Origin of the sequence: Nocardioides rubriscoriae, assembly GCF_008087085.1 — a bacterium.
Classification (GTDB): domain Bacteria; phylum Actinomycetota; class Actinomycetes; order Propionibacteriales; family Nocardioidaceae; genus Nocardioides; species Nocardioides rubriscoriae.
The window spans coordinates 37006-60648 of the sequence record NZ_VIYJ01000008.1; the positions used below are offsets into that span (position 1 = coordinate 37006).

The 23643-nt window shown below is 74.0% G+C and carries 19 protein-coding genes; 2 read left to right on the top strand and 17 right to left on the bottom strand.

The window, feature by feature from the left end:
- Positions 1-8 precede the first annotated feature (8 nt).
- A complete protein-coding gene (locus FZC61_RS14805) occupies positions 9-731 on the top strand; it encodes an AAA family ATPase (RefSeq protein WP_246142711.1) in 723 nt (240 codons plus the stop codon).
- A gap of 76 nt (positions 732-807) precedes the next feature.
- Here FZC61_RS14805 and FZC61_RS14810 read toward each other — a convergent pair whose 3' ends face one another.
- Genes FZC61_RS14810 through def form a run of 3 tightly spaced genes read right to left on the bottom strand, consistent with a single transcriptional unit; the run spans position 808 to position 3683 of the window.
- Positions 808-2190: an RsmB/NOP family class I SAM-dependent RNA methyltransferase gene (locus tag FZC61_RS14810; RefSeq protein ID WP_148614958.1), complete on the bottom strand. Its 1383-nt coding sequence runs from the start codon at positions 2188-2190 to the stop codon at positions 808-810.
- Complete coding sequence (fmt, locus tag FZC61_RS14815; protein WP_148614959.1) at positions 2183-3124, bottom strand: methionyl-tRNA formyltransferase; 942 nt, start codon at positions 3122-3124, stop codon at positions 2183-2185. Before fmt ends, FZC61_RS14810 begins: the two co-directional genes overlap by 8 nt.
- A gap of 13 nt (positions 3125-3137) precedes the next feature.
- The gene (gene def, locus FZC61_RS14820) at positions 3138-3683 is read right to left on the bottom strand and encodes a peptide deformylase (protein WP_148614960.1); all 546 of its coding nucleotides are present in this window, start codon (positions 3681-3683) and stop codon (positions 3138-3140) included.
- A gap of 113 nt (positions 3684-3796) precedes the next feature.
- Between def and FZC61_RS14825 the strand changes: the two genes are divergently transcribed.
- Positions 3797-5377, top strand: coding sequence for a hypothetical protein (locus tag FZC61_RS14825; protein ID WP_148614961.1), 1581 nt, complete (start codon positions 3797-3799; stop codon positions 5375-5377).
- A 27-nt stretch (positions 5378-5404) separates the two neighbouring features.
- Here FZC61_RS14825 and FZC61_RS14830 read toward each other — a convergent pair whose 3' ends face one another.
- The 14 genes from FZC61_RS14830 to hrpB all read right to left on the bottom strand — a co-directional run bounded on the left by FZC61_RS14830 (position 5405) and on the right by hrpB (position 23563).
- Positions 5405-7444: a primosomal protein N' gene (locus FZC61_RS14830; protein WP_148614962.1), complete on the bottom strand. Its 2040-nt coding sequence runs from the start codon at positions 7442-7444 to the stop codon at positions 5405-5407.
- Between the two features lie 350 nt (positions 7445-7794).
- Positions 7795-8997, bottom strand: coding sequence for a methionine adenosyltransferase (gene metK / locus FZC61_RS14835; protein ID WP_148614963.1), 1203 nt, complete (start codon positions 8995-8997; stop codon positions 7795-7797).
- Between the two features lie 75 nt (positions 8998-9072).
- Positions 9073-10296 (bottom strand): bifunctional phosphopantothenoylcysteine decarboxylase/phosphopantothenate--cysteine ligase CoaBC, encoded by a 1224-nt coding sequence (gene coaBC / locus FZC61_RS14840; protein WP_246142734.1) that lies wholly within the window; start codon positions 10294-10296, stop codon positions 9073-9075.
- Positions 10297-10384: 88 nt separating this feature from the next.
- Positions 10385-10711 (bottom strand): DNA-directed RNA polymerase subunit omega, encoded by a 327-nt coding sequence (rpoZ, locus tag FZC61_RS14845; RefSeq protein ID WP_148614965.1) that lies wholly within the window; start codon positions 10709-10711, stop codon positions 10385-10387.
- Between the two features lie 80 nt (positions 10712-10791).
- A complete protein-coding gene (gmk, locus tag FZC61_RS14850) occupies positions 10792-11349 on the bottom strand; it encodes a guanylate kinase (RefSeq protein ID WP_246142736.1) in 558 nt (185 codons plus the stop codon).
- Between the two features lie 104 nt (positions 11350-11453).
- On the bottom strand, positions 11454-11777 hold the full coding sequence (mihF, locus tag FZC61_RS14855) for an integration host factor, actinobacterial type (protein WP_148614967.1): 324 nt from the start codon (positions 11775-11777) through the stop codon (positions 11454-11456).
- 141 nt (positions 11778-11918) lie between these two features.
- On the bottom strand, positions 11919-12374 hold the full coding sequence (locus FZC61_RS14860) for a hypothetical protein (RefSeq protein WP_148614968.1): 456 nt from the start codon (positions 12372-12374) through the stop codon (positions 11919-11921).
- Complete coding sequence (gene pyrF, locus FZC61_RS14865; RefSeq protein WP_148614969.1) at positions 12371-13192, bottom strand: orotidine-5'-phosphate decarboxylase; 822 nt, start codon at positions 13190-13192, stop codon at positions 12371-12373. The genes FZC61_RS14860 and pyrF overlap by 4 nt, the downstream gene beginning before the upstream one ends.
- Before the next feature lie 94 nt (positions 13193-13286).
- Positions 13287-14453, bottom strand: coding sequence for an alpha-hydroxy-acid oxidizing protein (locus FZC61_RS14870; protein ID WP_148614970.1), 1167 nt, complete (start codon positions 14451-14453; stop codon positions 13287-13289).
- A 42-nt stretch (positions 14454-14495) separates the two neighbouring features.
- Positions 14496-15536 (bottom strand): quinone-dependent dihydroorotate dehydrogenase, encoded by a 1041-nt coding sequence (locus FZC61_RS14875; protein ID WP_148614971.1) that lies wholly within the window; start codon positions 15534-15536, stop codon positions 14496-14498.
- A complete protein-coding gene (carB, locus tag FZC61_RS14880) occupies positions 15533-18859 on the bottom strand; it encodes a carbamoyl-phosphate synthase large subunit (protein ID WP_148614972.1) in 3327 nt (1108 codons plus the stop codon). Before carB ends, FZC61_RS14875 begins: the two co-directional genes overlap by 4 nt.
- Position 18860: 1 nt before the next feature.
- The gene (gene carA, locus FZC61_RS14885; RefSeq protein ID WP_211357270.1) at positions 18861-20003 is read right to left on the bottom strand and encodes a glutamine-hydrolyzing carbamoyl-phosphate synthase small subunit; all 1143 of its coding nucleotides are present in this window, start codon (positions 20001-20003) and stop codon (positions 18861-18863) included.
- A 124-nt stretch (positions 20004-20127) separates the two neighbouring features.
- The gene (locus FZC61_RS14890) at positions 20128-21048 is read right to left on the bottom strand and encodes a proline iminopeptidase-family hydrolase (protein WP_148614974.1); all 921 of its coding nucleotides are present in this window, start codon (positions 21046-21048) and stop codon (positions 20128-20130) included.
- 13 nt (positions 21049-21061) lie between these two features.
- Entirely contained in the window at positions 21062-23563 is a 2502-nt protein-coding gene (hrpB, locus tag FZC61_RS14895; protein ID WP_211357271.1) for an ATP-dependent helicase HrpB, read from the bottom strand.
- Between the last annotated feature and the right edge of the window lie 80 nt (positions 23564-23643).

Genomic DNA, 23643 nt, shown 5'->3' on the forward strand with positions numbered 1-23643 from the left:
TGACCTGCGTGGACTTCGACCAGCCTCCGGTGGTGCGCGTCGAGGTCGGTTCGTCGCCGGACCTCGACCCGCACGCCTGGCCGATGACCCTGCCCGCGGTCGCCCAGCTCGCGCGCGAGGGGCTGGACCTGCCCCGGGGCGTGACCTTCCTGGTCGGCGAGAACGGCTCGGGCAAGTCGACGCTGGTCGAGGCCGTGGCCATCGCCTACGGGCTGTCACCCGAGGGCGGGTCGACGCACAGCGACCACAGCACCCGCCCCACGGAGTCGGCGCTGTCCGGCGCGCTGCGGCTGCGCCGCGGGATTGGCGCGTCGCGCTGGGGGTTCTTCCTGCGAGCCGAGACCATGCACGGCTGGTACACGTACCTGGACGCGCACGCCGGGCGCAACGACCCGGACTACCACGCGATGAGCCACGGCGAGTCGTTCCTCGCGGTGCTCGAGGCCACGTTCGACGGGCCGGCGTCCTACTGCCTCGACGAGCCCGAGGCGGCACTGTCGTTCTCCTCGACGCTCGCGCTGCTGGGACGCCTGCACGACCTGGCCCGGGACGGCGCCCAGGTGCTCTGCGCCACCCACTTCCCCGTTCTCGCGTCGTTGCCGGGCGCGACCGTCCTCGAGGTCGGCGACTGGGGCTACCGGCCCGCGACCTGGGAGGAGCTCGAGCTGGTCACGCACTGGACGGCCTATCTCGCCGACCCCGGCCGCTACCTGCGCCACGTCCTCGACTGACCTCCACCTCCGATAGTCGTGGACGTTGTGCACCGCACCCACCCGCGTGCAGAAGGTCCACGACTATCGGGGTCGGTCAGGAGGTACGGCGCAGCAGCGCGAGGAACATCGCGTCGGTGCCGTGGCGGTGCGGCCACAGCTGGACGGTGCCGGGCAGGGGGCCCGCGCAGTCGGGCACCTCGGGCACCACGCTCGCGACGTCCTCGACGACCACGTCGCGGCGCGCGTCGAGCACGCTGGTGACCACGCCGGAGGTCTCCGCCAGCACCGGCGAGCAGGTGGCGTAGAGCACGACGCCGCCGGGACGCACCAGGTCGAGGGCGCTCCCGAGCAGCGCGCGCTGCAGCAGCACGAGCTCGAGCAGGTCGTCCTGACGACGACGCCAGCGCGCCTCGGGCCGGCGGCGCAGGGCACCCAGGCCGGTGCAGGGGGCGTCGACGAGGACCCGGTCGACCGAACCGGGCCGCAGCGGCGGACGGCGACCGTCGGCGACCAGGACGCCGGCCACGCCGTCGGCACCCCGCAACCCCTTGGCGACCAGCCCGGCGCGGTGCGGCGCCCGCTCGGTGGCCAGCAGGCGGGCGCCCCGCTCGGCGGCCAGCGCCGCCAGCAGGGCGGACTTGCCGCCCGGCCCGGCGCAGAGGTCGAGCCACAGACGGTCGGCGTCGGGCTCGGGGCCGACATCGGCCCGGGCCAGCGCGATCGCGACGAGCTGGGATCCCTCGTCCTGCACCCCGGCGCGACCCTCGGCGACCGCGGGGACGGCGTGGGGGCGGCCGCCGTCGAGGGTGACGCCGTAGGGCGAGTAGGGCGTCGGGTCACCCGGCAGCTCCGCGACCGTGGCGCGTCCCGGACGCGCCACGAGGGTGACCTTGGGCGGTTCGTTGTCGGCGCGCAGCAGCGCGCCCAGCTCGGTGGTGGTGTCGGCGCCGAGCACCGGCCCGAGCGCACGACGCAGCTCGTCGACGATCCAGGCGGGGTGGCTGAAGGCCACCTCGGCGTCGCGCGGCGACGTGCCGGGCGCGACCTGCGCCACCCAGGCGTCGTGGTCGTGCGCCGACACCTTGCGCAGCACCGCGTTGGCGAACCCGGCCGCGCCCTCGTTGCCGACCGCGCGGACCAGGTCGACGGTGGTGCTGATCGCGGCGTGCGTCGGCACCCGCATGCCGAGCAGCTGGTGGGTCCCCAGGCGCAGCGCGTCGAGGACCTTGGCGTCGATGCGGGCCAGCGACCGGTCGCTGCAGGCGGCCAGCACGGCGTCGTACAGGCCCCGCCAGCGCAGCGTGCCGGAGGCGAGCTCGGTGGTGAAGGCGGCGTCGCGCGCCTCGAGGTCGAAGTGGGCGACGACGGCGGGCAGCACGAGGTTGGCGTAGGCGTCGTCGACGCGGACGGCCTTGAGGACCTCCCAGGCCGCGCGGCGCGGCGCGTCGACGGGCGCGCCGCGGCGGCGCTCAGCCACTGCCGGTCCCGCCGTCCCCGAGGCGGGTCCCGGACGCCAGGCGCGTGCCGCGGGCCCAGTCGGCGGCGGGCATCTGCTTCTTGCCGAACGGCTTGACGTCGCCGAGGCGTACGGCGGTGGTCGAGGTGCCGACGAGGACCTCCTGCTTGCGGACCTCGACGGTGCCGGCGGGGACGGTCTCGTCGGTGAGGGTCACCGGGCCGAGCTTGAGCCGCTCGCCCTCGTGGCGGGTCCAGGCACCGGGCGCCGGGGTGCAGGCCCGGATGCGGCGGTCGACGGCGACGGCCGGCTCGCCCCAGACGACCTCGGCGTCCTCCACGGTGATCTTGGGGGCGAGGCTGACGCCGTCGTCGGGCTGCTCGCGGGCCTCGATGGTGCCGTCCTCGAGGTGGTCGAGCGTGGTGACCAGCAGGCCCGCCCCGTGCTCGGCCAGGCGGCCGAGCAGGTCGCCTGCGGTGTCGGTCGGACGGATCCGCTCGGTCATCACCCCGAACGTCGGGCCGGCGTCCATCGCCTTGACGATGCGGAACGTCGTGGCGCCGGTGACCTCGTCGCCGGCCCACACGGCGTGCTGCACCGGTGCGGCGCCACGCCATGCGGGCAGGCAGGAGAAGTGCAGATTGACCCAGCCGTGGGGCGGGATGTCGAGCGCCGACTGCGGCAGCAGGGCGCCGTAGGCCACGACCGGGCAGCAGTCGGGGCGCAGGGAGCGCAGCGAGGCCTGGAAGTCGGGGTCGCGAGGGTGGTCGGGCTTGAGGACGGGGACGCCGAGCTCCTCGGCGCGCAGCGCGACCGGGCTCGCGACCAGCTTGCGCCCGCGCCCCGACGGCGCGTCGGGCCGGGTGACGACCCCGACGAGCTCGTGGCGGGAGGCGGCGATCGCGTCGAGCGAGGGCACGGCGACCTCGGGGGTACCGGCGAAGACCAGGCGCATCAGCGTGACCCGCTCACAGTCCGAGGCCCCGGGTGGCGTGGGGGCTGACCTTGACCAGGGGCCGCTCGAGGCCGAACCACTCGGACTCGCGGATCTCCTTCATCGCGGCCTTGCGGGCGGCGGTGTCGAGCCGGTCGAGGAAGAGCACGCCGTCGAGGTGGTCGGTCTCGTGCTGGATCGCGCGGGCCAGCAGCGCGGAGCCCTCGATGACGACCGGCTCGCCGTGCATGTCCCACCCGCGGGCGACCACGGACTGGGCGCGCCGGCAGTCGTAGGTCAGCCCCGGGATCGACAGGCAGCCCTCCGGGCCGTCCTGGACCTCCTCGGACAGCGACAGGTCGGGGTTGACGAGGTGGCCGACCTCCCCGTCGACGTACCAGGTGAAGACGCGCAGGCCGACGCCGATCTGGGGCGCGGCCAGGCCCGCCCCCGGCGCCTGGAGCATCGTGTCGGTGAGGTCGGCGACCAGGGTGCGCAGCTCCTTGTCGAAGTCGACCACCTCGAGCGCGGGCTTGCGGAGCACCGGGTCGCCGAAGAGCCGGATCGGTTGGACTGCCACGGGGGCCAGTCTAGGGACGGGCTCCTGACACCCGTCAGGGGTGGCGGACCTTCCCGTGGCAATAGCCCGGTTGGTACCTGTTGGGAGCAGCAGCCCGTCCCTACCGTGGCCCGATGCGACCTCCCTTCCTCCCGTCGACCCGCACGGTGGCGCTCAGCGCGGCCTCGGTACTCGTCACGACGCTCGTCGCGGTGACACCTGCCGCGTGGGCGGCGGCGCCCGCCAACGACGACTTCGCCGGTGCCATCGTCCTCACCTCGGGTTCCGACACCGCCATCGACCTGACCCAGGCGACCCAGGAGGCGGGCGAGGTCGACGGGGGCTGCGCGTTGCTCGACCCGAGCGGAGGCACGACCTGGTACAAGTTCACCGCCCCGGCCGACACCGTGCTGGACGCCTACGACACCGCCGCGACCGCCACCAGCGGGGTCTCCGTCGACTTCGTCGACGGGACCTCCGCCAGCGCGTTCAACACGCTCACGTGCGCCTACAGACCGCTGCCGTCCTCGGACGACGTCCACGGCTACGGCGCGCGCTACGTGACACAGGCAGCACAGACCGTCTACCTGCGGGTCTCGGGCTACGGGTCCACCACGGGCACCGTGCACTTCGAGGCGTACGACGTCTCGGCCCTGCGGCCCACCAACGACGACGTCGCCGACGCCGCGGCGCTGCCCCTCGGCAGCTCCTTCCGGGTCGACACGCAGTTCGCCACGAGCCAGACCCTCGTCGACGGACCCTCGAGCGACTGTCCGGCCGCCAGGACGACCTGGTACACCTACCGCGCGACGGCGAGTGGCGTCCTCAGCGTGGGCGACCAGCAACCCTTCAGCGGGGACAGCCTGCCGGTGGCCGCCTTCCGCGCACCTGGGGGGACGGACCCCCTGGTCTGCGGGCCGAGGAACGGCAGCATCAGCCCGGCGCTGGGCGCCGGCCTCAGGCTGCGCGTCACGGCGGGGTCGGACTACTTGATCCGGTTCGGGTCCGACGGCACCGGCACGGCGCAGTTCAAGGCGGTGTTCGCGGCGACGAGCGCCCTCCCGGGCGACACCGTGCCGTCGCGCATCCCCGCGACCGGGAGGAAGACCGTCGCGCTGCAGCTGGCCACCTCCGACCTGCACTCGTCGGGCTTCGCCTACACCGCCTACTACGCGTGGAGGGCGCCTGCGTCGGGACAGTTCCGGTTCTCGACGCGCAACAGCACCCCCGGCCGCGACACCGTCCTCCTCCTGCTCGACACCAGCTGGAACGAGCTGGCCGTCGCCGACGACGAGGGTCCGCCGGAGGAGCCGGGTGACCTCCGCGCGGTGCTGGACTTCGCAGCACAGGCCGGCAAGACCTACTACGTCGCGCTCGCGGAGTACGGCATCGCCCCTGGCAACGTCGGCCCGGTGCTGCTCGGGTGGGGTCCGAAGCCCACGGGGATCGCCCCCACCGTCAAGCCGAAGGTCACCGGCAAGGTCAAGGTCGGCAGGACGCTGACCGCCACCACCGGGACGTGGAACCCACCCGACGTCACCCTCACGACCGCCTGGCTCGCCGACGGCAAGGTCATCAAGGGCGCGACGGGCACGAGGCTGACGCTCAAGCGCGCCTTGAAGGGCAAGCGGATCACCTGGCGCGTGAAAGCGTCCTACGCCAGCGTCGGGCTCAGGCCGAGGACCGTCACGGTCAAGGTCGGCAGGGTCCTCTGAGATCTCGAGGCCGCCGGCGACCCGCAGTCACAGGGTGGTCGGGTCGACCTGGACCCTGACGGCGTCGAGCTTGCGGCTGGACCGGATGCGCTGCAGCTCGCCCAGCGCGTGGGAGAGGTCGGCACCCCGGGCGCGCGGGGTGCGCAGGACCAGGCGCTCCTCGTCGGGGCCGGCGGGCACCGGCCCCAGCACCTCGACGTGCGGTGGCGGGGCCAGCAGGGTGAGCGCGTCGTCGACGGCCCCGGGCTCGCCCGTCACGGTGGCCAGCCGGGTCGTGGGCGGGAGCCGGGCCTCGCGGCGTTCGTCGGCCTCGCGCAGGGCGAAGCCCGGCTGGTCCCAGCGCACGAGGGCCTGGACCGCCGGGTGGGTGGGGTCGCCCACGACGATGGCCCGGCCGCCCGGACGCACGAGCCCGACGGCGTTGCTCCAGCGCCGCAGGGCCTCCTCGTCGGCGCGCAGGTCGTCGCGACCCAGCAGCAGCCAGGGGTCGAGCAGCACGACCGCGGTGTAGCCACCCGCCGCGACCGGCTCGGCGCCCGGGGTGGCCACGACGATCGCGGGGACGTCGGGGACGTCGGTGAGCACGTGCTCGCCCGCCGACTGCCGCACGCGGGTACGGGGGAAGGAGCGCCCGAGCTCCTCGGCGGTGCGCGCCTCGCCGATCACCGGCGCCCGCAGGCCGGCCGCCCCGCACTCGCGGCAGGCCCAGCCGACCGCCGCGGTCGCGCACCACCGGCAGGCCGGCGGCGTGGTCGGCGAGGTGAGGGCGAGCGGTCCGGCGCACGTGGCGCAGCGGGCGGGGGTGCGGCAGCGCTCGCAGGCCAGGGCCAGGGCGTAACCGGCGCGCGGGGTCTGCACCAGCACGGGCCCGTCGACCAACCCGCGCTTGAGGACGTCGTGGACCTGGGTGGGCATCCGGGCGCCGATGCCCGCGGGGTCGCGCAGGCGGTCGTGGTCGCTGGCCCCGGCGACCACGACCGTCACGGCCGCACGCACCCGCTGCCGGGGAGCGGACAGGTCGTGGGCCCAGCCGCTGCGCACGAGGTGGGCGGCCTCGACGCTGCGCGAGAAGGCCCCGACCAGGGCGGCCGTGCCCTCGCGCTCGCACCGCAGCAGCAGCACCTCGCGGGTGTGGGGGTAGGGCGCGCGGGGCTCGGCGTGCAGGTCGTCGCCGTCGTCCCAGACGACGACGAGCCCGAGGTCGCGCACGGGCGCGAAGGCCGCCGCGCGCGTGCCGACCACGATGCGGCGCGTGCCGCGCAGCACCGCCAGGAAGTCGCGGTAGCGCGCCGCGGGCCCCGAGTCGGCCGTGAGGGTGACGTGGTGGCCGGCCCCGATCGCCGCGGTGAGGGCGGCGTCGACCCGGGCGACGTCCTTGCGGTCCGGGACGCACACGAGCGCACCGCGGCCACTGCGCAGCGTGGTGACCGCGGCCTCGGCGACCAGCGCGGCCCAGTCGTCGCCGGGCGTCACAGACCACACCGCGCGGGGGTTGCCGCCGTCGGCGAGGTGGCTGAGGAACGCCTCGCCCACGCCGTAGCCGGACCACCCGGCCGGCGGGGGGATCGGCAGCACGTCGGGCGCCGGCGGCGAGGGCTGCTTCTCGGTCGTCGCGTGACGAGGGGGGACCGCCAGGCGCAGCACGTCGGAGCGCACGCCGGCGTAGCGCTCGGCGAGGTCGCGGGCCAGCCCGGCGACGGCGGGGGTCAGCACCGGCTCGGGGCTCACGACCCGCCGCAACGGCGCCAACCTGCCGGTGTGGTCGGTCGCGGAGACACGCTCGAGCAGGTAGCCGTCGACGTCCTGACCGGCGAAGCGCACCTTGACCCGCGCCCCCGGCACCGCGTCGTCGGCCATCGAGGCCGGCACGGCGTAGTCGAAGGGACGGTCGAGGTGGGCCAGCGCGACGTCGACCAGGACGCGCGCCACCGGGTCGACCTCGCTCACCGCCGCCTCGGCGGCCTTGCGCGCCCGGGTCTCGCGCGCCTTGGCCTGCGACTGCTTGAGCGTGGCGCGCACCAGCCCGGGCAGCAGCTCGGGCTGCTCGTCGGGCGGGCGTGGGCTCATGGTGCGTTGTCTACCAGCGGGCACCGACGGTGCGGGTGGGGGTCTCGGGTCCCCTCGGGTCACGAGCCGCCGGAGGTCTCAGGCCGGTCGGGTCGTCCGCGCGACCAGCCTCCTCTGCGGCGACCGGCGAGGATCTCCCCCGTCCCTGGTGCGGACGATCCTCGCCGGTCGACGGTCGCCGACCCGGACCGCGTGGAGGTGGGGAGCGGGTTGGGCGCATCGGTGCGGGCTGGTGTGGCTCGTGACGGTCGCGGGCGACCTCCTCGACCACCGTGGGGTGACGAAAGCACGGACCGGGCCGGTGCCCGAGGGGCACCGACCCGGTCCGGGACGTCGTACGGCGGGGGCGGTCAGACGCCGGCGGCGGCCTTGAGGGCGTCGGCGCGGTCGGTCGTCTCCCACGTGAACTCGGGCAGCTCGCGGCCGAAGTGGCCGTAGGCCGAGGTCTTGGCGTAGATCGGGCGGAGCAGGTCGAGGTCGCGCAGGATCGCGGCGGGGCGCAGGTCGAAGACCGAGAGCACCGCCTCCTGGATCTTCTCGTCGCTGACGACGCCGGTGCCGAAGGTCTGCACGAAGACGCCGACGGGCTGGGCCTTGCCGATGGCGTAGGCGACCTGGACCTCGCAGCGACGGGCCAGGCCGGCGGCCACGACGTTCTTGGCGACCCAGCGCATGGCATAGGCGGCCGAGCGGTCGACCTTCGACGGGTCCTTGCCGGAGAAGGCACCACCGCCGTGACGGGCCATGCCGCCGTAGGTGTCGACGATGATCTTGCGGCCGGTGAGGCCGGCGTCGCCCATGGGGCCACCGGTCACGAAGCGACCGGTGGGGTTGACCAGCAGGCGGTAGCCCTCGGAGGGCAGCGAGAACGTCGCGAGCACGGGGTCGATGACGTTCTGCTGGATCTCGGCCTCGAGTTTGGTGAGGTCGGTGTCCTCGGAGTGCTGGGTCGAGAGCACCACGGTGTCGATGCGGACCGGACGGTCGTCCTCGTCGTACTCGATGGTGACCTGGGTCTTGCCGTCGGGGCGCAGGTTGGGCATGGCGCCGTTCTTGCGGACCTCGGTGAGCTTCTCGGCCAGGCGCTGGGCGATCACGATCGGCAGCGGCATCAGCACGTCGGTGTCGTCGCAGGCGTAGCCGAACATCAGGCCCTGGTCGCCGGCACCGCGCGCGTCGAGCTCGTCCTCGGAGGAGCCGACGCGCTGCTCGATGCCGGAGTCGACGCCCTGGGCGATGTCCTCGGACTGACCGCCGATGGCGACCTGGACGCCGCAGGTCAGGCCGTCGAAGCCCTTCTCGGAGGAGTCGTAGCCGATGTCGAGGATGGCCTTGCGGACCAGGTCGGCGACGGGGGCGTAGACGTTGGTGCGCACCTCGCCGGCCACGACGACCAGGCCGGTGGTCAGCAGGGTCTCGACCGCGACGCGCAGGTTGGTCGTGTCGGGGTCGTTGGCCATGAGGTAGTCGAGGACCGTGTCGCTGATCCGGTCGGCGATCTTGTCGGGGTGACCCTCGGTCACGGACTCGGAGGTGAACAGGCGTCCAGCCACGGTGGTACTCACTCTCGTTCGAGAAAGAAGGTGCGGGAAAACTCTAGATGCATACCAGCATGCAAGACGTCCGTCTCACGGTGCGAATCCTGGGCCGGAGCCCGGGACGAGCCGGTGCACGACCTCGTCCCAGATGACGTGGGCCAGGGCGGTCTTGGTGCTGCGCGGGACCTCCCGGACGGCGCCGTCGGCGCCCAGGATCACCGCCTCGTTGTCGGGGCTGCCGAAGACGGCTCCCCCGCTGACGTCGTTGACGACGAGCAGGTCGCAGCCCTTGCGGGCGAGCTTGGCGCGCGCCAGGTCGAGCACGCTGCCGGTGTCGTCGCCGGTCTCGGCCGCGAACCCGACCACCACCGAGCCCGGGCGGGCCCGGCGGGTGGAGAGCTCGTGCAGGATGTCGGCGTTCTGGACCAGGGTGATGGTCGGGGCCGAGCCGTCGCCGGCCTTCTTGATCTTGGCCCCGCTGACCCCGGTCGGGCGGAAGTCGGCCGGTGCTGCTGCCATCACGACGGCGTCGGCCGACACGGCGGCACCGACCACGGCGTCGTGGAGCTGGGCCGTGGTCTCGACGCGCACGACCTTGACCCCGGCGGGGTCGGGCAGCTCGACGTTGGCCGCGACCAGGGTGACGTCGGCGCCCCGGGCCGCGGCGGCGCGGGCCAGGGCGTAGCCCTGGCGGCCCGAGGAGCGGTTGCCGAGGAAACGAACCGGGTCGAGCGGCTCGCGGGTGCCGCCGGCGGACACGACGACGTGGCGCCCGGCCAGGTCGAGCGACGCGGTGGCGCCGCGGGCCAGGACGTCGGTGCAGACCTCGAAGATCTCCGACGGGTCGGGCAACCGGCCCTTGCCGGTGTCGGCGCCGGTGAGCCGGCCCTCGGCCGGCTCGACGACCAGGACGCCGCGCGAGCGCAGCGTGGCGACGTTGGCGCGGGTGGAGGCGTGCTCCCACATCTCGGTGTGCATCGCCGGGGCGAGCACGACCGGGCACCGCGCGGTGAGCAGCGTGGTGGTGAGCAGGTCGTCGGCCAGGCCGTGGGCGGCCTTGGCCATCAGGTCGGCGGTGGCCGGGGCGACCACCACGAGGTCGGCGGTCTGCCCGATGCGCACGTGGGGCACCTGGTGGACGTCGCTCCAGACGTCGGTGTGGACCGGCTTGCCCGACAGGGCCGCCCAGGTCGGGGCACCGACGAACTCCAGGGCCGCGGCCGTGGGGACCACGGTGACGTCGTGGCCGGACTCGGTCAGTCGGCGCAGCAGCTCGCAGGCCTTGTAGGCCGCGATCCCGCCGGACACCCCCAGGACGACCCTCGGAACAGAACGGGGCCGCGACCCCGTCGGGGTCGCGGCCTCGGTCTCGTGGCTGGTGGTCAGCTCGTCGCTCGCAGCGTCACTCGGAGTAGCCGGCGTCGGCGGCGGCGGCCTTGGCCGCGGCCTCCTCGGCGGCGAGCTCGGCCGGGTCGACGTCCTCGCAGGTGAGCTTGTCCTGGGAGATCTCGCGCAGCGCGATCGACAGGGGCTTCTCCTGCACGTGGGTGTCGACCAGCGGGCCGACGTACTCGAGCAGGCCCTCGCCGAGCTGGGAGTAGTAGGCGTTGATCTGGCGGGCGCGCTTGGCGCTGTAGAGGACCAGCTTGTACTTGCTGTCGGTCTTGGTCAGCAGGTCGTCGATCGACGGGTTGGTGACGCCGACGGCTTCGATGTTGGGCGCAGACACGCGTGAGCCTCACTCAAGGTGGTGGGTGTGCTCGGAACGGATGGAACGGCGCGGCGGGCGGCGACCCGAAGGAGATCGGGTCAGACGTCGTGGCGCTCGGGACCGAGCATCATCAAGGCTACCAACTCGTCGGCCGCAGCGTGAACTTCGTGGTTGACGACGGTCACGTCGAACTCCGGCTCGGCGGCCAGCTCGTCGCGTGCGGTCGCCAGGCGCCGGGCGCGTTCCTCCTCGTCCTCGGTGCCGCGGCCGACCAGCCGGCGCACCAGCTCGTCCCACGACGGGGGCTTGAGGAAGACGAAGACGGCCTCGGGCATCGTCGTGCGCACCTGTCGTGCGCCCTGCAGGTCGATCTCGAGCATCGAGGGACGGCCCGCCGCCAGCGACGTCTCGACCGGGCCGCGCGGGGTGCCGTAGCGGGCGCGCTGGTGGACCACCGCCCACTCGAGCAGCTCGCCCTCGGCCACCAGCCGGTCGAACTCGGCGTCGTCGACGAAGTGGTAGTGGACGCCGTCGACCTCGCCGGGGCGCGGAGCGCGGGTCGTCACCGACACCGAGATCCACACCTCCGGGTGCCGTTCGCGTACGGCGGCCGCGACCGTGCCCTTGCCGACTGCGGTCGGACCGGCGAGGACCACGAGCCGCGTCGGCCCGGGTGACCCGGTCGGCCCGGTCGGCCCGGTCGGCCCGGTCGGCGTGGTGGGGTCGGTCGGGGGCGTGGAGCCCTGCGGCGCGCTGTCGGTCACTGCGGGTCGGGCGCGAACTCGCGCTCGAGCGCGGCGATCTGCTTGGTGCCCAGACCGCGCACACGGCGCGACTCGGCGATGCCGAGCCGCTCCATGACCTGACGGGCGCGCACCTTGCCCAGGCCGGGCATCGACTGCAGCAGGTCGACGACCCGCATCTTGCCGATGACCTCGTTGTGCTGGCCCTCGTTGACGACGTCGATGATGGAAGCACCCGAGTTCTTGAGCCGGTTCTTGACCTCGGCCCTCTCGCGTCGCGAGGCGGCGGCCTTGTCGAGCGCCGCCTGGCGCTGTTCGGGTGTCAACGGGGGCAAGGCCACGTGCGAAGGTCCTTTGGGTCCGGTCAGACGGCTGGAGGGAGGCCGCTAGCGGGCCACAGTAGCCATGTCCCTCGGCGCGCGGCAATGCGGCCGGGGGTCGGGTGGCACATGGGGTACGTCACCCCCGGCGTCGCTCCCAGGTCACAGGGCGAGCTCGGTCTTGCAGACGTCGCGCGACTGCTGCTGGACGTTCTCGAGGGCCTCGCGCACGGCCTCGGTGGCGACGCTGCCGGCGGCCAGCGAGATGGCCTCCTTCTCGTCGGCGGTCACGCCGTCGGGCGGGTCGACCGGGTCGTAGGTCGCGGGGTCGACCCCGGCGGCCGCCAGGGCGTCGGAGAGGCTGGAGAGCCGTTGGACGATGACCGACCAGTCGTCGGCGATGTCGTCGGGCGCCGCCTGCTCGAGGCGCTCGAACGCCGGCAGGGCGGGCAGCAGCCCCGAGGACCCGCCGCTCTCGTCCAGGACCCGGCTGAGGCCCGGCTTCTCCTTCTCGACCGTGGCGCAGTAGGACTCGAAGCGGTCGGGCTCCTCACCGCACCCGGCGGTCGCCAGCGGGAGCAGCAGGGCCGCCGCCACCAGCAGCGCGCGCACCGTCACGACAGGCCACGCAGCTCGTCGTTGGCCCGTCGTACGGCGTCGCGCATGGCCTCGGGGCCGGGACCGGCCCGCAGCACCTCGCGCGAGGAGCTGGCGGCCACCTGGCCCGCCGAAGCACCGAAGATCCGGCGGATGTCGTCGACGGTGCCGCCCTGGGCTCCGAACCCGGGCGCGAGGATCGGCCCGTTGAAGGCCAGGTCGGCGTGGGTCTCGCCGATGGTCGCCCCGACGACGGCGCCGAAGGAGCCCAGCGGCTCGGCGCCGGCGTTGAGCGCGCGCAGGTGGTCGAGCATCCGCTCGGCGACGGTCTCGCCGGTGTCGGTGCGGGCGTGCTGGACCTCGGGCCCCTCCTTGTTGGAGGTCAGCGCCAGCACGAAGAGCCCGGCGTCGTGTCGCCGGGCGGTGTCGACGAACGGGTCGAGCGACCCGAAGCCCAGGTAGGGGCTGACGGTGACGGCGTCGGAGGCCAGCGGGCTGGCCGGGTCGAGGTAGGCGTCGGCGTAGGCCTGGGAGGTCGAGCCGATGTCGCCGCGCTTGACGTCCATGAGCACCAGGGCCCCCGCGGCACGCGACTCAGCGACGACGCGCTCGAGGACGGCGACGCCGCGCGAGCCGAAGCGCTCGTAGAACGCCGACTGGGGCTTGACCACCGAGCAGAGCGGGGCGACCGCCTCGACCACGGTGAGCGCGAAGGTCTCGAGCCCGGCGACGTCGTCGTCGAGCCCCCACTCGTGCAGCAGGGCCGCGTGCGGGTCGATCCCGACGCAGAAGGGGCCGCGCTCGGCGAGGGCGGCGTGGAAACGACTGCCGAAGGTCACCGCGCCACCTCCGAGCTTGCGAGGGGGTGGATCACGCGGGGAGGTTGAGGAGTCGTGCGAGCGACGAAGGAGCTCGCAACCGGCGTCTCGAAACTCACGGGGTCCTCACCAGCGCCTCGCGGGTCAGGTCGGCCAGGGTCGGGTAGCCGTCGATGCCCATGATCAGGTCGGCCTCGGCCTGCAGCGAGCGGACGACGTGGACGCCTCCGGGCACGCCGCCCAGGGCCAGGCCGTAGACGTAGGGCCGCCCGACCGCGACGGCGGTGGCGCCCAGGGCGACAGCCTTGACGACGTCGGCGCCCGAGCGCACACCGGAGTCGAAGACGACCGGGGCCCGGCTGCCCATCGAGGCGACGGCGTCGACGACGGCGGGCAGCCAGTCGAGCGCCGCTCCCCCGCCGTTGGCCTGCCGCCCGCCGTGGTTGGAGACGTAGATGCCGTCGGCGCCCTCGTCGAGCGCCCGGCGCGCGTCGTCGGGGTGGCAGATGCCCTTGAGCACGATCGGCAGGGTGGTGAGCGACCGGAGCCAGGGCAGGTCGGCCCAGGTGAGCGGGTTGCCGAAGGTGCCGACCCAGGTGAAGACGGTCGTGGCGACGTCGGGGTCGGGCCCGGTCATCTCCGCGAAGACCGGGTCGGAGGTGTAGTTGGCCAGGGCCTTGCCGCGCAGCTGCGGGAAGTTGCCGCTCGCGAGGTCTCGTGGCCGCCAGCCGGGCACCCAGGTGTCGAGGGTGATCACGATGGCGTCGTAGCCGGCGGCCTCCGCGCGCGAGACGAGGCTGGCGGCGAGCTCGCGGCTCTTGGGCGTGTAGAGCTGGAACCACTTCGGGCCCTCGCCGCAGGCCACGGCGACGTCCTCGAGGGGGTCGCTCATCAGCGTCGAGCCGATCAGGGGTACGCCGGTCGCGGCGGAGACCTCGGCGGCGTGCAGGTCGCCGTGCTGGTCGGGGGTGCAGAGCCCGACGACGCCGACCGGCGCGAGCATCAGCGGGCTCTCCAGGCGGGTGCCGAAGAGCTCGACCGACAGGTCGCGCTCGGCGTGGGCGTTGAGCATCCGCGGGACCAGGGCCCAGCGTGCGAAGGCCTCGGCGTTGGCCCGCTGGGTCGCCTCGTCGCCGGCACCGCCGGCGACGTAGGTGCGGAGCTCGGGGGGCAGGGCGGCCAGGGCGTCGGCCTCGAGCTCGGCGTAGGAGAACGGGTGCGCGGGCAGGGTGCCGCCGAGGGCGCCGAGGTAGAGCTCGAGCTGGTAGTCACCGAAGCTCACGGCGCCACCCCCGAGCCGGCGAGGAGGGGTGTGGGAGACCCATCAGACCAGTCCTTTCGCGATGCGTCGCGGCCACAGCGGCCCCTCGTAGATGAACGCCGTGTAGGCCTGCAGGAGGTCGGCGCCTGCCGACAGCCTCTCGCGCGCGTCCTCGACCGTCGAGATCCCGCCGACGCCGACGAGGGTGAGGTCGGGGCCGACGCGGCCGCGCAGCAGCCGCAGCACCTCGAGGGAGCGGGCGGCCAGGGGGCGTCCGGACAGGCCGCCGGCACCGACCTCGGCGATCTCGCCGGGGTGGCTGCGCAGGCCGTCGCGGCTGATCGTGGTGTTGGTGGCGACGATGCCGTCGAGCCCGAGCTCGGTGGCCAGGTCGGCGACGGCGAGCACGTCGTCGTCGGCGAGGTCGGGGGCGATCTTGACCAGCAGCGGCACCCGCGTGGTGCTGACGCCGTCGGCGACGCGGCGCACGTGGCTGAGCAGCGGGCCGAGCCGGTCGACGGCCTGCAGGCTGCGCAGCCCGGGGGTGTTGGGGCTGCTGACGTTGACCACGAGGTAGTCGGCGTGGGGGGCGAGCAACCGGGTGCTCAGCCCGTAGTCGGCGAGCACGGCCGCCTCGTCGTCCTCGGGCACGACCTTGGTCTTGCCGATGTTGACGCCCAGCACGGGGCCGGTGTCGCCGCCGGTCACCCGGGTCGCGGCCCGCGCGGCCAGGCGCGCGGCGACCGCCTCGGCCCCGTCGTTGTTGAAGCCCATCCGGTTGACCACGGCCCGGTCGGCCACGAGCCGGAACAGGCGGGGCCGGGGGTTGCCGGGTTGGGCCTGCCCGGTGACCGTGCCGATCTCGACGTGGCCGAAGCCGAGGGCACCGAGCGCGTCGATGCCGACGGCGTTCTTGTCGAAGCCGGCCGCCAGGCCCAGGGGGTGCGGGAAGGTCAGCCCCATCGCCACCACGGGGGTGCCGACGCGCGGCAGCCGGGCCAGGGCCGGCCCCCCGGCGCGCAGGGCCCGGAAGCCGATCTCGTGGGCCCGCTCGGCGTCGAGGCGGCGGAAGCCGTGCTCGAAGAGGCGGTCGTAGAGGGTCATGAGCCCTGACGCAGACGGGCCCAGTCCTGCAGGGAGCGGACGCCGATGTCGCCGCGGCGCATGGCCTCGATGCCCTGCACGGCCGCGCCCAGGCCCTGGACGGTCGTGATGCAGGGGACGTTGGCCATGACCGCGGCGGTGCGGATCTCGTAGCCGTCGAGGCGCACGTTGCCGCCGGTGCCGGCGCCGTACGGCGTGTTGACGATCAGGTCGATCTCGCCGTCGTGGATGAGCTGGACCGTCGTCTTCTCGCCGTGGGGCCCCGGGCCCTCGTGCTGCTTGCGCACGACGGTGCAGGCCACGCCGTTGCGGCGCAGCACCTCGGCGGTGCCCTGGGTCGCGAGGATCTCGAAGCCCATGTCGGCGAGCACCTTGACCGGAAAGATCATCGAGCGCTTGTCGCGGTTGGCCATCGAGACGAACACCCGCCCGGTCGTCGGCAGCGGGCCGAAGGCCGCGGCCTGCGACTTGCTGAAGGCGGTGCCGAAGTCGCGGTCGAGGCCCATCACCTCGCCGGTCGACTTCATCTCGGGCCCGAGCACGGTGTCGACCTGCTGGCCGTCGGGGGTGCGGAACCGGTTGAACGGCATCACCGCCTCCTTGACCGCGATCGGCTGGTCGGGCGGCAGCGCTCCCCCGTCGCCGGTGGCCGGCAGCAGGCCCGCCGTGCGCAGGTCGGCGATCGACTCGCCGAGCATGACCCGGGCCGCGGCCTTGGCCAGCGGCGTCGCGGTCGCCTTGGAGACGAACGGCACCGTGCGCGAGGCGCGCGGGTTGGCCTCCAGCACGTAGAGGATGTCGGAGCCCAGGGCGTACTGGATGTTGAGCAGGCCACGGACGCCGACCCCGCGCGCGATCGCCTCGGTGGCCTCGCGGATCCGGCCGACCTCGCGGGCGCCGAGGGTGATCGGGGGCAGGGCGCACGAGGAGTCGCCGGAGTGGATGCCGGCCTCCTCGATGTGCTCCATCACGCCGCCGAGGAAGAGCTCCTCGCCGTCGAAGATCGCGTCGACGTCGACCTCGACGGCGTCGTCGACGAACCGGTCGACGAGCACGGGGGCGTCGCGGCTGATCAGCCCGGCGGCGACGTACTTGTCGAGGTAGGTGCGCAGGGTGTCGTCGCCGTAGACGATCACCATGCCGCGCCCGCCCAGGACGTAGGAGGGGCGCACGAGCACCGGGTAGCCGATCTCGGAGGCGATCTTCTGCGCCTCCTCGAACGACGTGGCGGTGCCGTGCGCGGGGGCCGCGAGCCCGGCCTCGGCCAGGACCCGGCCGAACGCGCCACGGTCCTCGGCCAGGTCGATCGCGTCGGGCGAGGTGCCGACGATCGTGACGCCGTTGGCCGCCAGGCCCTGGGCCAGGCCCAGCGGGGTCTGACCGCCGAGCTGGCAGATGACGCCCGCGATCGGCCCGGCCAGCGTCTCGGCGTGGACGATCTCGAGGACGTCCTCGAGGGTGAGCGGCTCGAAGTAGAGCCGGTCGGAGGTGTCGTAGTCGGTGGAGACGGTCTCGGGGTTGCAGTTGACCATGATGGTCTCGTAGCCGGCCTCGCTCAGCGCCAGCGACGCGTGCACGCAGGAGTAGTCGAACTCGATGCCCTGCCCGATCCGGTTGGGGCCGGACCCCAGGATGATCACCGCCGGCCGCTCGCGCGGCTCGACCTCGCTCTCCTCGTCGTAGGAGGAGTAGTGGTAGGGCGTCGCGGCGGCGAACTCGGCCGCGCAGGTGTCGACGGTCTTGTAGACCGGGCGGATGCCGAGGGCGTGGCGGACGCCGCGCACGACGTCGGGGGTCATCCCGCGGATCTTGCCGATCTGGGCGTCGGAGAAGCCGTGGCGCTTGGCCAGGCGCAGCAGCTCGGGGGTCAGCTCGGGCGCGGCGGTGATCTCGACGGCGACCTCGTTGATCAGCAGCAGCTGGTCGACGAACCACGGGTCGATGCGCGTCGACTCGAAGACCTCCTGCGGGGTCGCGCCGGCACGCAGCGCGTCCATGACCTTCTTGAGGCGGCCGTCGTGCGGCACGGCGATGTCGGCGAGGATCGCGTCCTTGTCGAGGTCGACCCACTCCTGGGTCCAGTCGAACACCGCGTCGGGGGACTCCAGGCTGCGCAGGGCCTTCTGCAGGGCCTCGGTGAAGTTGCGCCCGATCGCCATCGCCTCGCCCACGGACTTCATGTGGGTGGTGAGCACCGGGTCGGCGCCCGGGAACTTCTCGAAGGCGAACCGCGGGACCTTGACCACGACGTAGTCGAGCGTCGGCTCGAACGCGGCCGGCGTGCTCTGCCCGTCGGGGCGCGCGGTGATGTCGTTGGCGATCTCGTCGAGTGTGTAGCCGATCGCGACCTTGGCCGCGATCTTGGCGATCGGGAAGCCGGTGGCCTTCGACGCCAGCGCGCTCGACCGGCTCACGCGGGGGTTCATCTCGATGACGATGACCCGACCGTCGGCCGGGTTGACGGCGTACTGGATGTTGCAGCCGCCGGTGTCGACGCCGACCTCGCGGATGATGCCGATGGCCAGGTCGCGCAGGTGCTGGTACTCCCGGTCGGTGAGCGTCATCGCCGGGGCGACGGTGATGGAGTCGCCGGTGTGGACGCCCATCGGGTCGACGTTCTCGATCGAGCAGACGATGACGACGTTGTCGGCCTTGTCGCGCATCACCTCCAGCTCGTACTCCTTCCACCCGATGATCGACTCCTCGATCAGCACCTCGGTGGTGGGGCTGGCGGCCAGGCCGGCGCCGGCGATGCGGGCCAGGTCGTCCTTGCTGTAGGCGATGCCCGAGCCGGTGCCGCCCATGGTGAACGACGGGCGCACGACGGCGGGGTAGCCGAGCTCGGCGACCGCGGCCTCGCAGTCGGCGAGGGTGTGGCACACGCGGCTGCGCGCCACCTCGCCGCCGACCTTCTCGACGATGGCGTTGAACAGCTCGCGGTTCTCGCCGCGGTGGATCGCCTCGAAGCTCGCGCCGATCATCTCGACGTCGTACTTCTCCAGGACCCCGTTGGTGTGCAGCGCGATCGCCGCGTTGAGCGCGGTCTGGCCGCCCAGGGTCGGCAGCAGCGCGTCGGGTCGCTCCTTGGCGATGATCTTCTCGACGTACTCCGGGGTGATCGGCTCGACGTAGGTCGCGTCGGCGAACTCGGGGTCGGTCATGATCGTGGCCGGGTTGGAGTTGACCAGGATGACCCGGATGCCCTCCTCCTGCAGCACCCGGCAGGCCTGGGTGCCGGAGTAGTCGAACTCGCAGGCCTGGCCGATGACGATCGGGCCGGAGCCGATGACCATCACGGACCTGAGGTCGGTGCGCTTGGGCACGTCAGGCCCCCTTCGTGTCGGTGATGAGCTCGACGAACCGGTCGAACAGGTAGGCCGCGTCGTGGGGGCCGGCCGCGGCCTCGGGGTGGTACTGGACCGAGAAGCCCTTGAGGGCACCGCCCTGCGACTCGGGGGCGCGCAGCTCGAGACCCTCGACGACGTCGTCGTTGAGGCAGACGTGGCTGACGGTCGCGACGCCGTACGGCGTGGTGGTGGGCCCGTCGAGGGGCGCGTCGACCGCGAACCCGTGGTTGTGCGCGGTCACCTCGACCTTGCCGGTGGTGCGGTCCATCACCGGCTGGTTGATGCCGCGGTGGCCGTACTTGAGCTTGTAAGTGCTGAAGCCGAGCGCGCGACCGAAGAGCTGGTTGCCGAAGCAGATGCCGAAGTAGGGCAGCCCCTGGGCCAGTGCCCCCTGGAGCACCTCGACCTGGTGGGTCGTGGCCGCCGGGTCACCGGGGCCGTTGGAGTAGAAGAGCCCGTCGGGCTGGAGAGCGGTGATCTCGTCGAGCGTCGCGGTGGCCGGCACGACGTGGACCTCGATGCCACGCTCGGCCATCCGGTGCGGGGTCATGGTCTTGATGCCGAGGTCGAGGGCGACGACGGTGAACCGCTTCTCGCCGATCGCGGGGACGACGTAGGTCTCGCCGGTGGAGACCTCGCTGGCCAGCTCGGCGCCGGCCATCTCTCCCGAGGCCCGCACCCGCGCGAGCAGGGCGGCCGCGTCGGTCTCGGTCGAGGAGATGCCGACCCGCATCGCACCGCGCTCGCGCAGGTGGCGGGTGAGCGCCCGGGTGTCGATGCCGGAGATGCCGACGACGCCCTGGCGGCGCAGGTCGTCGTCGAGGGTGCGGACCGAGCGCCAGCTCGACGGCACCCGGGCGGGGTCGCGCACGACGTAGCCCGCGACCCAGATGCGGGAGGACTCGGGGTCCTCGTCGTTGACGCCGGTGTTGCCGACGTGGGGAGCCGTCATCACCACCACCTGACGGTGGTAGGACGGGTCGGTCAGCGTCTCCTGGTAACCGGTCATGCCGGTGTTGAACACCGCTTCGCCGAACGTCTCCCCCTCGGCGCCGTAGCTGTCGCCGTGGAAGGTGCGACCGTCCTCGAGGACCAGGATCGCGGGGGCATGCAGGGGCACGCCGTACCTCCTTCTCCGCCTCACAGGACGGATCGTTAAAGGATGTCGAGCGCCGCCGAGACTACCAGCGCCGCGCGTCGCCGCACGCCGCCGTCCCGAGGTGTGACGCGCGGGTCACGCGAGGTCACGCCAGGTCACGCAGCCAGGCGAGGAGCCCGGCGAAGTAGGTCTCCTCGTCGTCGACCAGCGCGAGGTGGCTGCCCTCGGGGCAGTGGTGGTAGGTGCCGTGGGGCAGCTGCCCGGCCATCCACTCCAGGTGGGCGGGGTCCATGGTGTCGTGGGCGGCGCCCATCACCAACGTGGGCACGGTGACGCGCGGCAGGTCGCCGCTGCGGTCCCAGGTCTCGAGCTTGCCGACGCTGCCGAGCTCGCTGGGGCCCTGGAGCGGGACGTAGATGTCGCGGTTGATGGCCGCCAGGCCGGTGAGCACGTGCTCGGGCCACTGCTCGACGGGGCGGCGCAGCAGGTGGAACACGTTGTGGTGCTCCATGAGGAGGGCCTCGTACTCCTCGGTCTCGGTCTCGCCCTCGGCCTCCATCCGCTGGATCTCGCGCAGCGCGTCCTGGTCCATCGCGGGCATCAGGACGTCGCGGGCGTAGGCGTTGTAGGAGGGGATGCTCGAGACCATGTTGCTGATGACCAGCCCCCGGAGGTGCTCCTGGTGGGCCAGGGCGTACTCGAGGCCGAGCACCCCGCCCCAGGACTGCCCGTACAGGACGAGCCCGGCCTCGCCGACCGCACCCGCGGCGACCAGGCCCTGGCGCACCTGCTCGACCTCGTCGACGAACCGGTCGACCTCCCACAGCGTCGGGTCGGTCGGCACGTCGGAGCGGCCCGAGCCGAGCTGGTCGTAGTAGACGAACGGGACGCCGGCGGCGGGCAGGTGGTCGGAGAAGGTGCGCAGGTAGTCGTGGGTCGCACCGGGTCCGCCGTGCAGGATCAGCACCGTCGGCGCGGTGTCGGAGGTCTCGCAGACCTGCTCGGTCCAGACCCGGAAGTCGCCGGCGTGGGTGTGGACGGGCAGCATGCGCTCGACGGTCGTCATGCGCGCGACGCTATCAGCGGGGACGGCGGGCGGGGCCCTTCGACGGGGGTGCCGTGAGGGGGTCCTCGGGCCAGGCGTGCTTGGGGTAGCGACCTCGCAGGTCGGCGCGTACCGCGGCGTACCCGGTGGCCCAGAAGGAGGCCAGGTCGGCGGTCACGGCGGCGGGCCGTCGGGCCGGCGAGAGCAGGTGGAGCAGCAGCGGCACCCGACCGTCGGCCAGGCGCGGGGTGGTCGCCCAGCCGAACACCTCCTGCAGGCGTACGGCGAGCACGGGCTGGTCACCCTCGTAGTCGACGCGCACCGCGGACCCGCTGGGGACGGTCACGCGCTCGGGTGCGAGCTCGTCGAGGCGGGCGGCCTGCGGCCACGGCAGCAGGCGGCGCAGGGCCTGGGTCAGGTCGAGGCGGCGGGGGTCCTGGCCGCCGGCGGCGTCGAGCCAGTCGGCGACCCGGTCGAGCAGGGCGTCGTCGGACACGTCGGGCCACGGGTCGCCCAGGGTGCGGTGCAGGAAGTCCAGCCGGTGCCGCAGGGCCGTGGCCGCCTCGGTCCACCGCAGCACGCCGAGGCCGTCGCGGCGCAACGCGTCGGCGACGGCGGCCGCCACCGCCCGCGGGTCGGGGTCGCGCACCGGTGTCGAGGTCAGCTCGATCGCGCCGAGCCGGGTGACGCGGCGGGCGGTGACCCGGCCGTCGCGCCAGGTGACGACGTCGGCCTCGTGCCACAGCGCCGAGGCGGCCTCGAGCGCCGTGGCCTCGTCGACCGGGGCGGCGGCGCGGATGGTGGCGTCGCGCTGGCCGGGGCGGCGGTCGGCGTCGGCGACCGCGAGCCACGGCGTACCGAGCAGCGGGGAGCCGGCCGGGAGGACGGCCCCCGTGCCGCCGACGGTGGCGTACGACGTGCCGCCCGGTCGCAGCATGGCGAGCCGGGTCGGGTGGGCCAGCGCGACCACGAGGCCGACGGCCTGGTCGTCGGTGACGCCGGGCTCGCCGTCGGTGGTGGCGACCTGCGCCTCGAGGCGACGCGCGGCCGCGCGCCAGGCACGGTCGCCGCGGCGCGCCCGGCGCAGCGCGGCGGCGAGGTCGGCGCCCGCGGCACGGACCTCCTCGCTCATCAGGGCGACGACCTCGGCGGCCCGGCGGCTGCCGACGGCCTCGGCGCCGTCCAGGAGCGCCCGCGCCAGCCGTGGGTCGGCGGGCACCCGGGCGACGGCCCGGCCGCGCTCGGTGATCGCGCCGCCGTCGTCGACGGCACCGATCGCGCGCAGGGTCGCGCGGGCGGCCTCCATCGCGGCGGTCGGCGGCGGGTCGAGCAGGGCCAGGCCCGCGCCGTCGGGACTCCCCCACACCGCGAGCTCGAGCGCGAAGGAGGCCAGGTCTGCGGTGAGGACCTCGGGCTCAGGGTGGTCGGCGAGGTGGGCGTGGTCGCTCTCGGACCAGCAGCGGTAGACCGCGCCGGGCGCCTCGCGACCCGCGCGCCCGGCGCGCTGGTCGGCCCCGGCCTTGCTGACCCGCACAGTGACCAGGCCGGCCAGGCCGCGGCGGTGGTCGGTCTGGGGGCGCCGGGCCAGGCCCGCGTCGACGACCGTGCGGACCCCGGGCACGGTCAGCGACGACTCCGCGACCGCGGTCGCGACCACGACCCTGCGTCGGTCGCCCGGGGTCAGGGCGCGGTCCTGGTCGCGGGCGTCGAGACGACCGTGCAGCTCGAGGAGGTCGACGCCCGCGCCGGCCAGGCGGCGCACGACGCCGCCCACCTCACCCACGCCGGGCAGGAAGACCAGCACGTCGCCCGACTCCTCGGCCAGGGCCTGCCGGGTGGTGGCCGCGACGTGGTCGAGGAACGCCGGGGTGACGCCGCGCTCGTCGCGCTGGAGCACCCCGGGCGGCGGCGGGCTCCAGTGGCGGCGTACGGGGTGGAGGGCGCCGGGCACGTCGACGACCGGGGCGGGTCGGTCGGGCCGGTCGGGCTCGAGCACGGCGGCGGTGCGCCCGGCCTCGACCGTGGCCGACATCGCGACCACGACGAGGTCGTCGCGCAGGTGGCGGCGCACGTCGACGAGCAGCGCGAGCGCGAGGTCGGCGTCGACCTGCCGCTCGTGCACCTCGTCGAGCACCACGGCCGCGACGCCGGGCAGCTCGGGGTCGCGCTGCAGGCGGCGCAGCAGGACGCCCGTGGTCACCATCTCGACGCGGGTCGCGTCGCTGGTGCGGCGCTCCCCGCGCACGCTGAAGCCGACCGTCTGCCCGACCGGCTCGCCGAGCAGCGAGGCCAACCGGTACGCCGCCGCACGGGCCGCGATCCGGCGCGGCTGGGTGACGACGACGCGCCCGCCAGTCGCCACGGCCACCGCGGGCGGGACCAGCGTGGTCTTGCCCGACCCCGGCGGCGCCTGGACCACGGCCACGCCGCGTTCGCGGACGGCGTCACCGATCTCGCCCAACCCGGCCGCCACCGGGAGGTCGGGCGGGTCGGCCAGCAGCGCCCGGAGGGCGTCAGGCCCAGCTGCGGTCACCACGCCGCCACCGTAGTGACCACCGGGTCGTCCGCTCGAGGGTGAGCCAGGACTCCCGCTGGGGCGGACGACTGCGTCGGCTT

Coding starts and splice junctions, on each gene's coding strand:
- fmt (WP_148614959.1), bottom strand. CDS start 3,124: ATGCGCCTGGTCTTCGCCGGTACCCCCGAGGTCGCCGTGCCCTCGCTC.
- FZC61_RS14825 (WP_148614961.1), top strand. CDS start 3,797: ATGCGACCTCCCTTCCTCCCGTCGACCCGCACGGTGGCGCTCAGCGCG.
- FZC61_RS14830 (WP_148614962.1), bottom strand. CDS start 7,444: ATGAGCCCACGCCCGCCCGACGAGCAGCCCGAGCTGCTGCCCGGGCTG.
- FZC61_RS14875 (WP_148614971.1), bottom strand. CDS start 15,536: ATGACCCTCTACGACCGCCTCTTCGAGCACGGCTTCCGCCGCCTCGAC.
- FZC61_RS14890 (WP_148614974.1), bottom strand. CDS start 21,048: ATGACGACCGTCGAGCGCATGCTGCCCGTCCACACCCACGCCGGCGAC.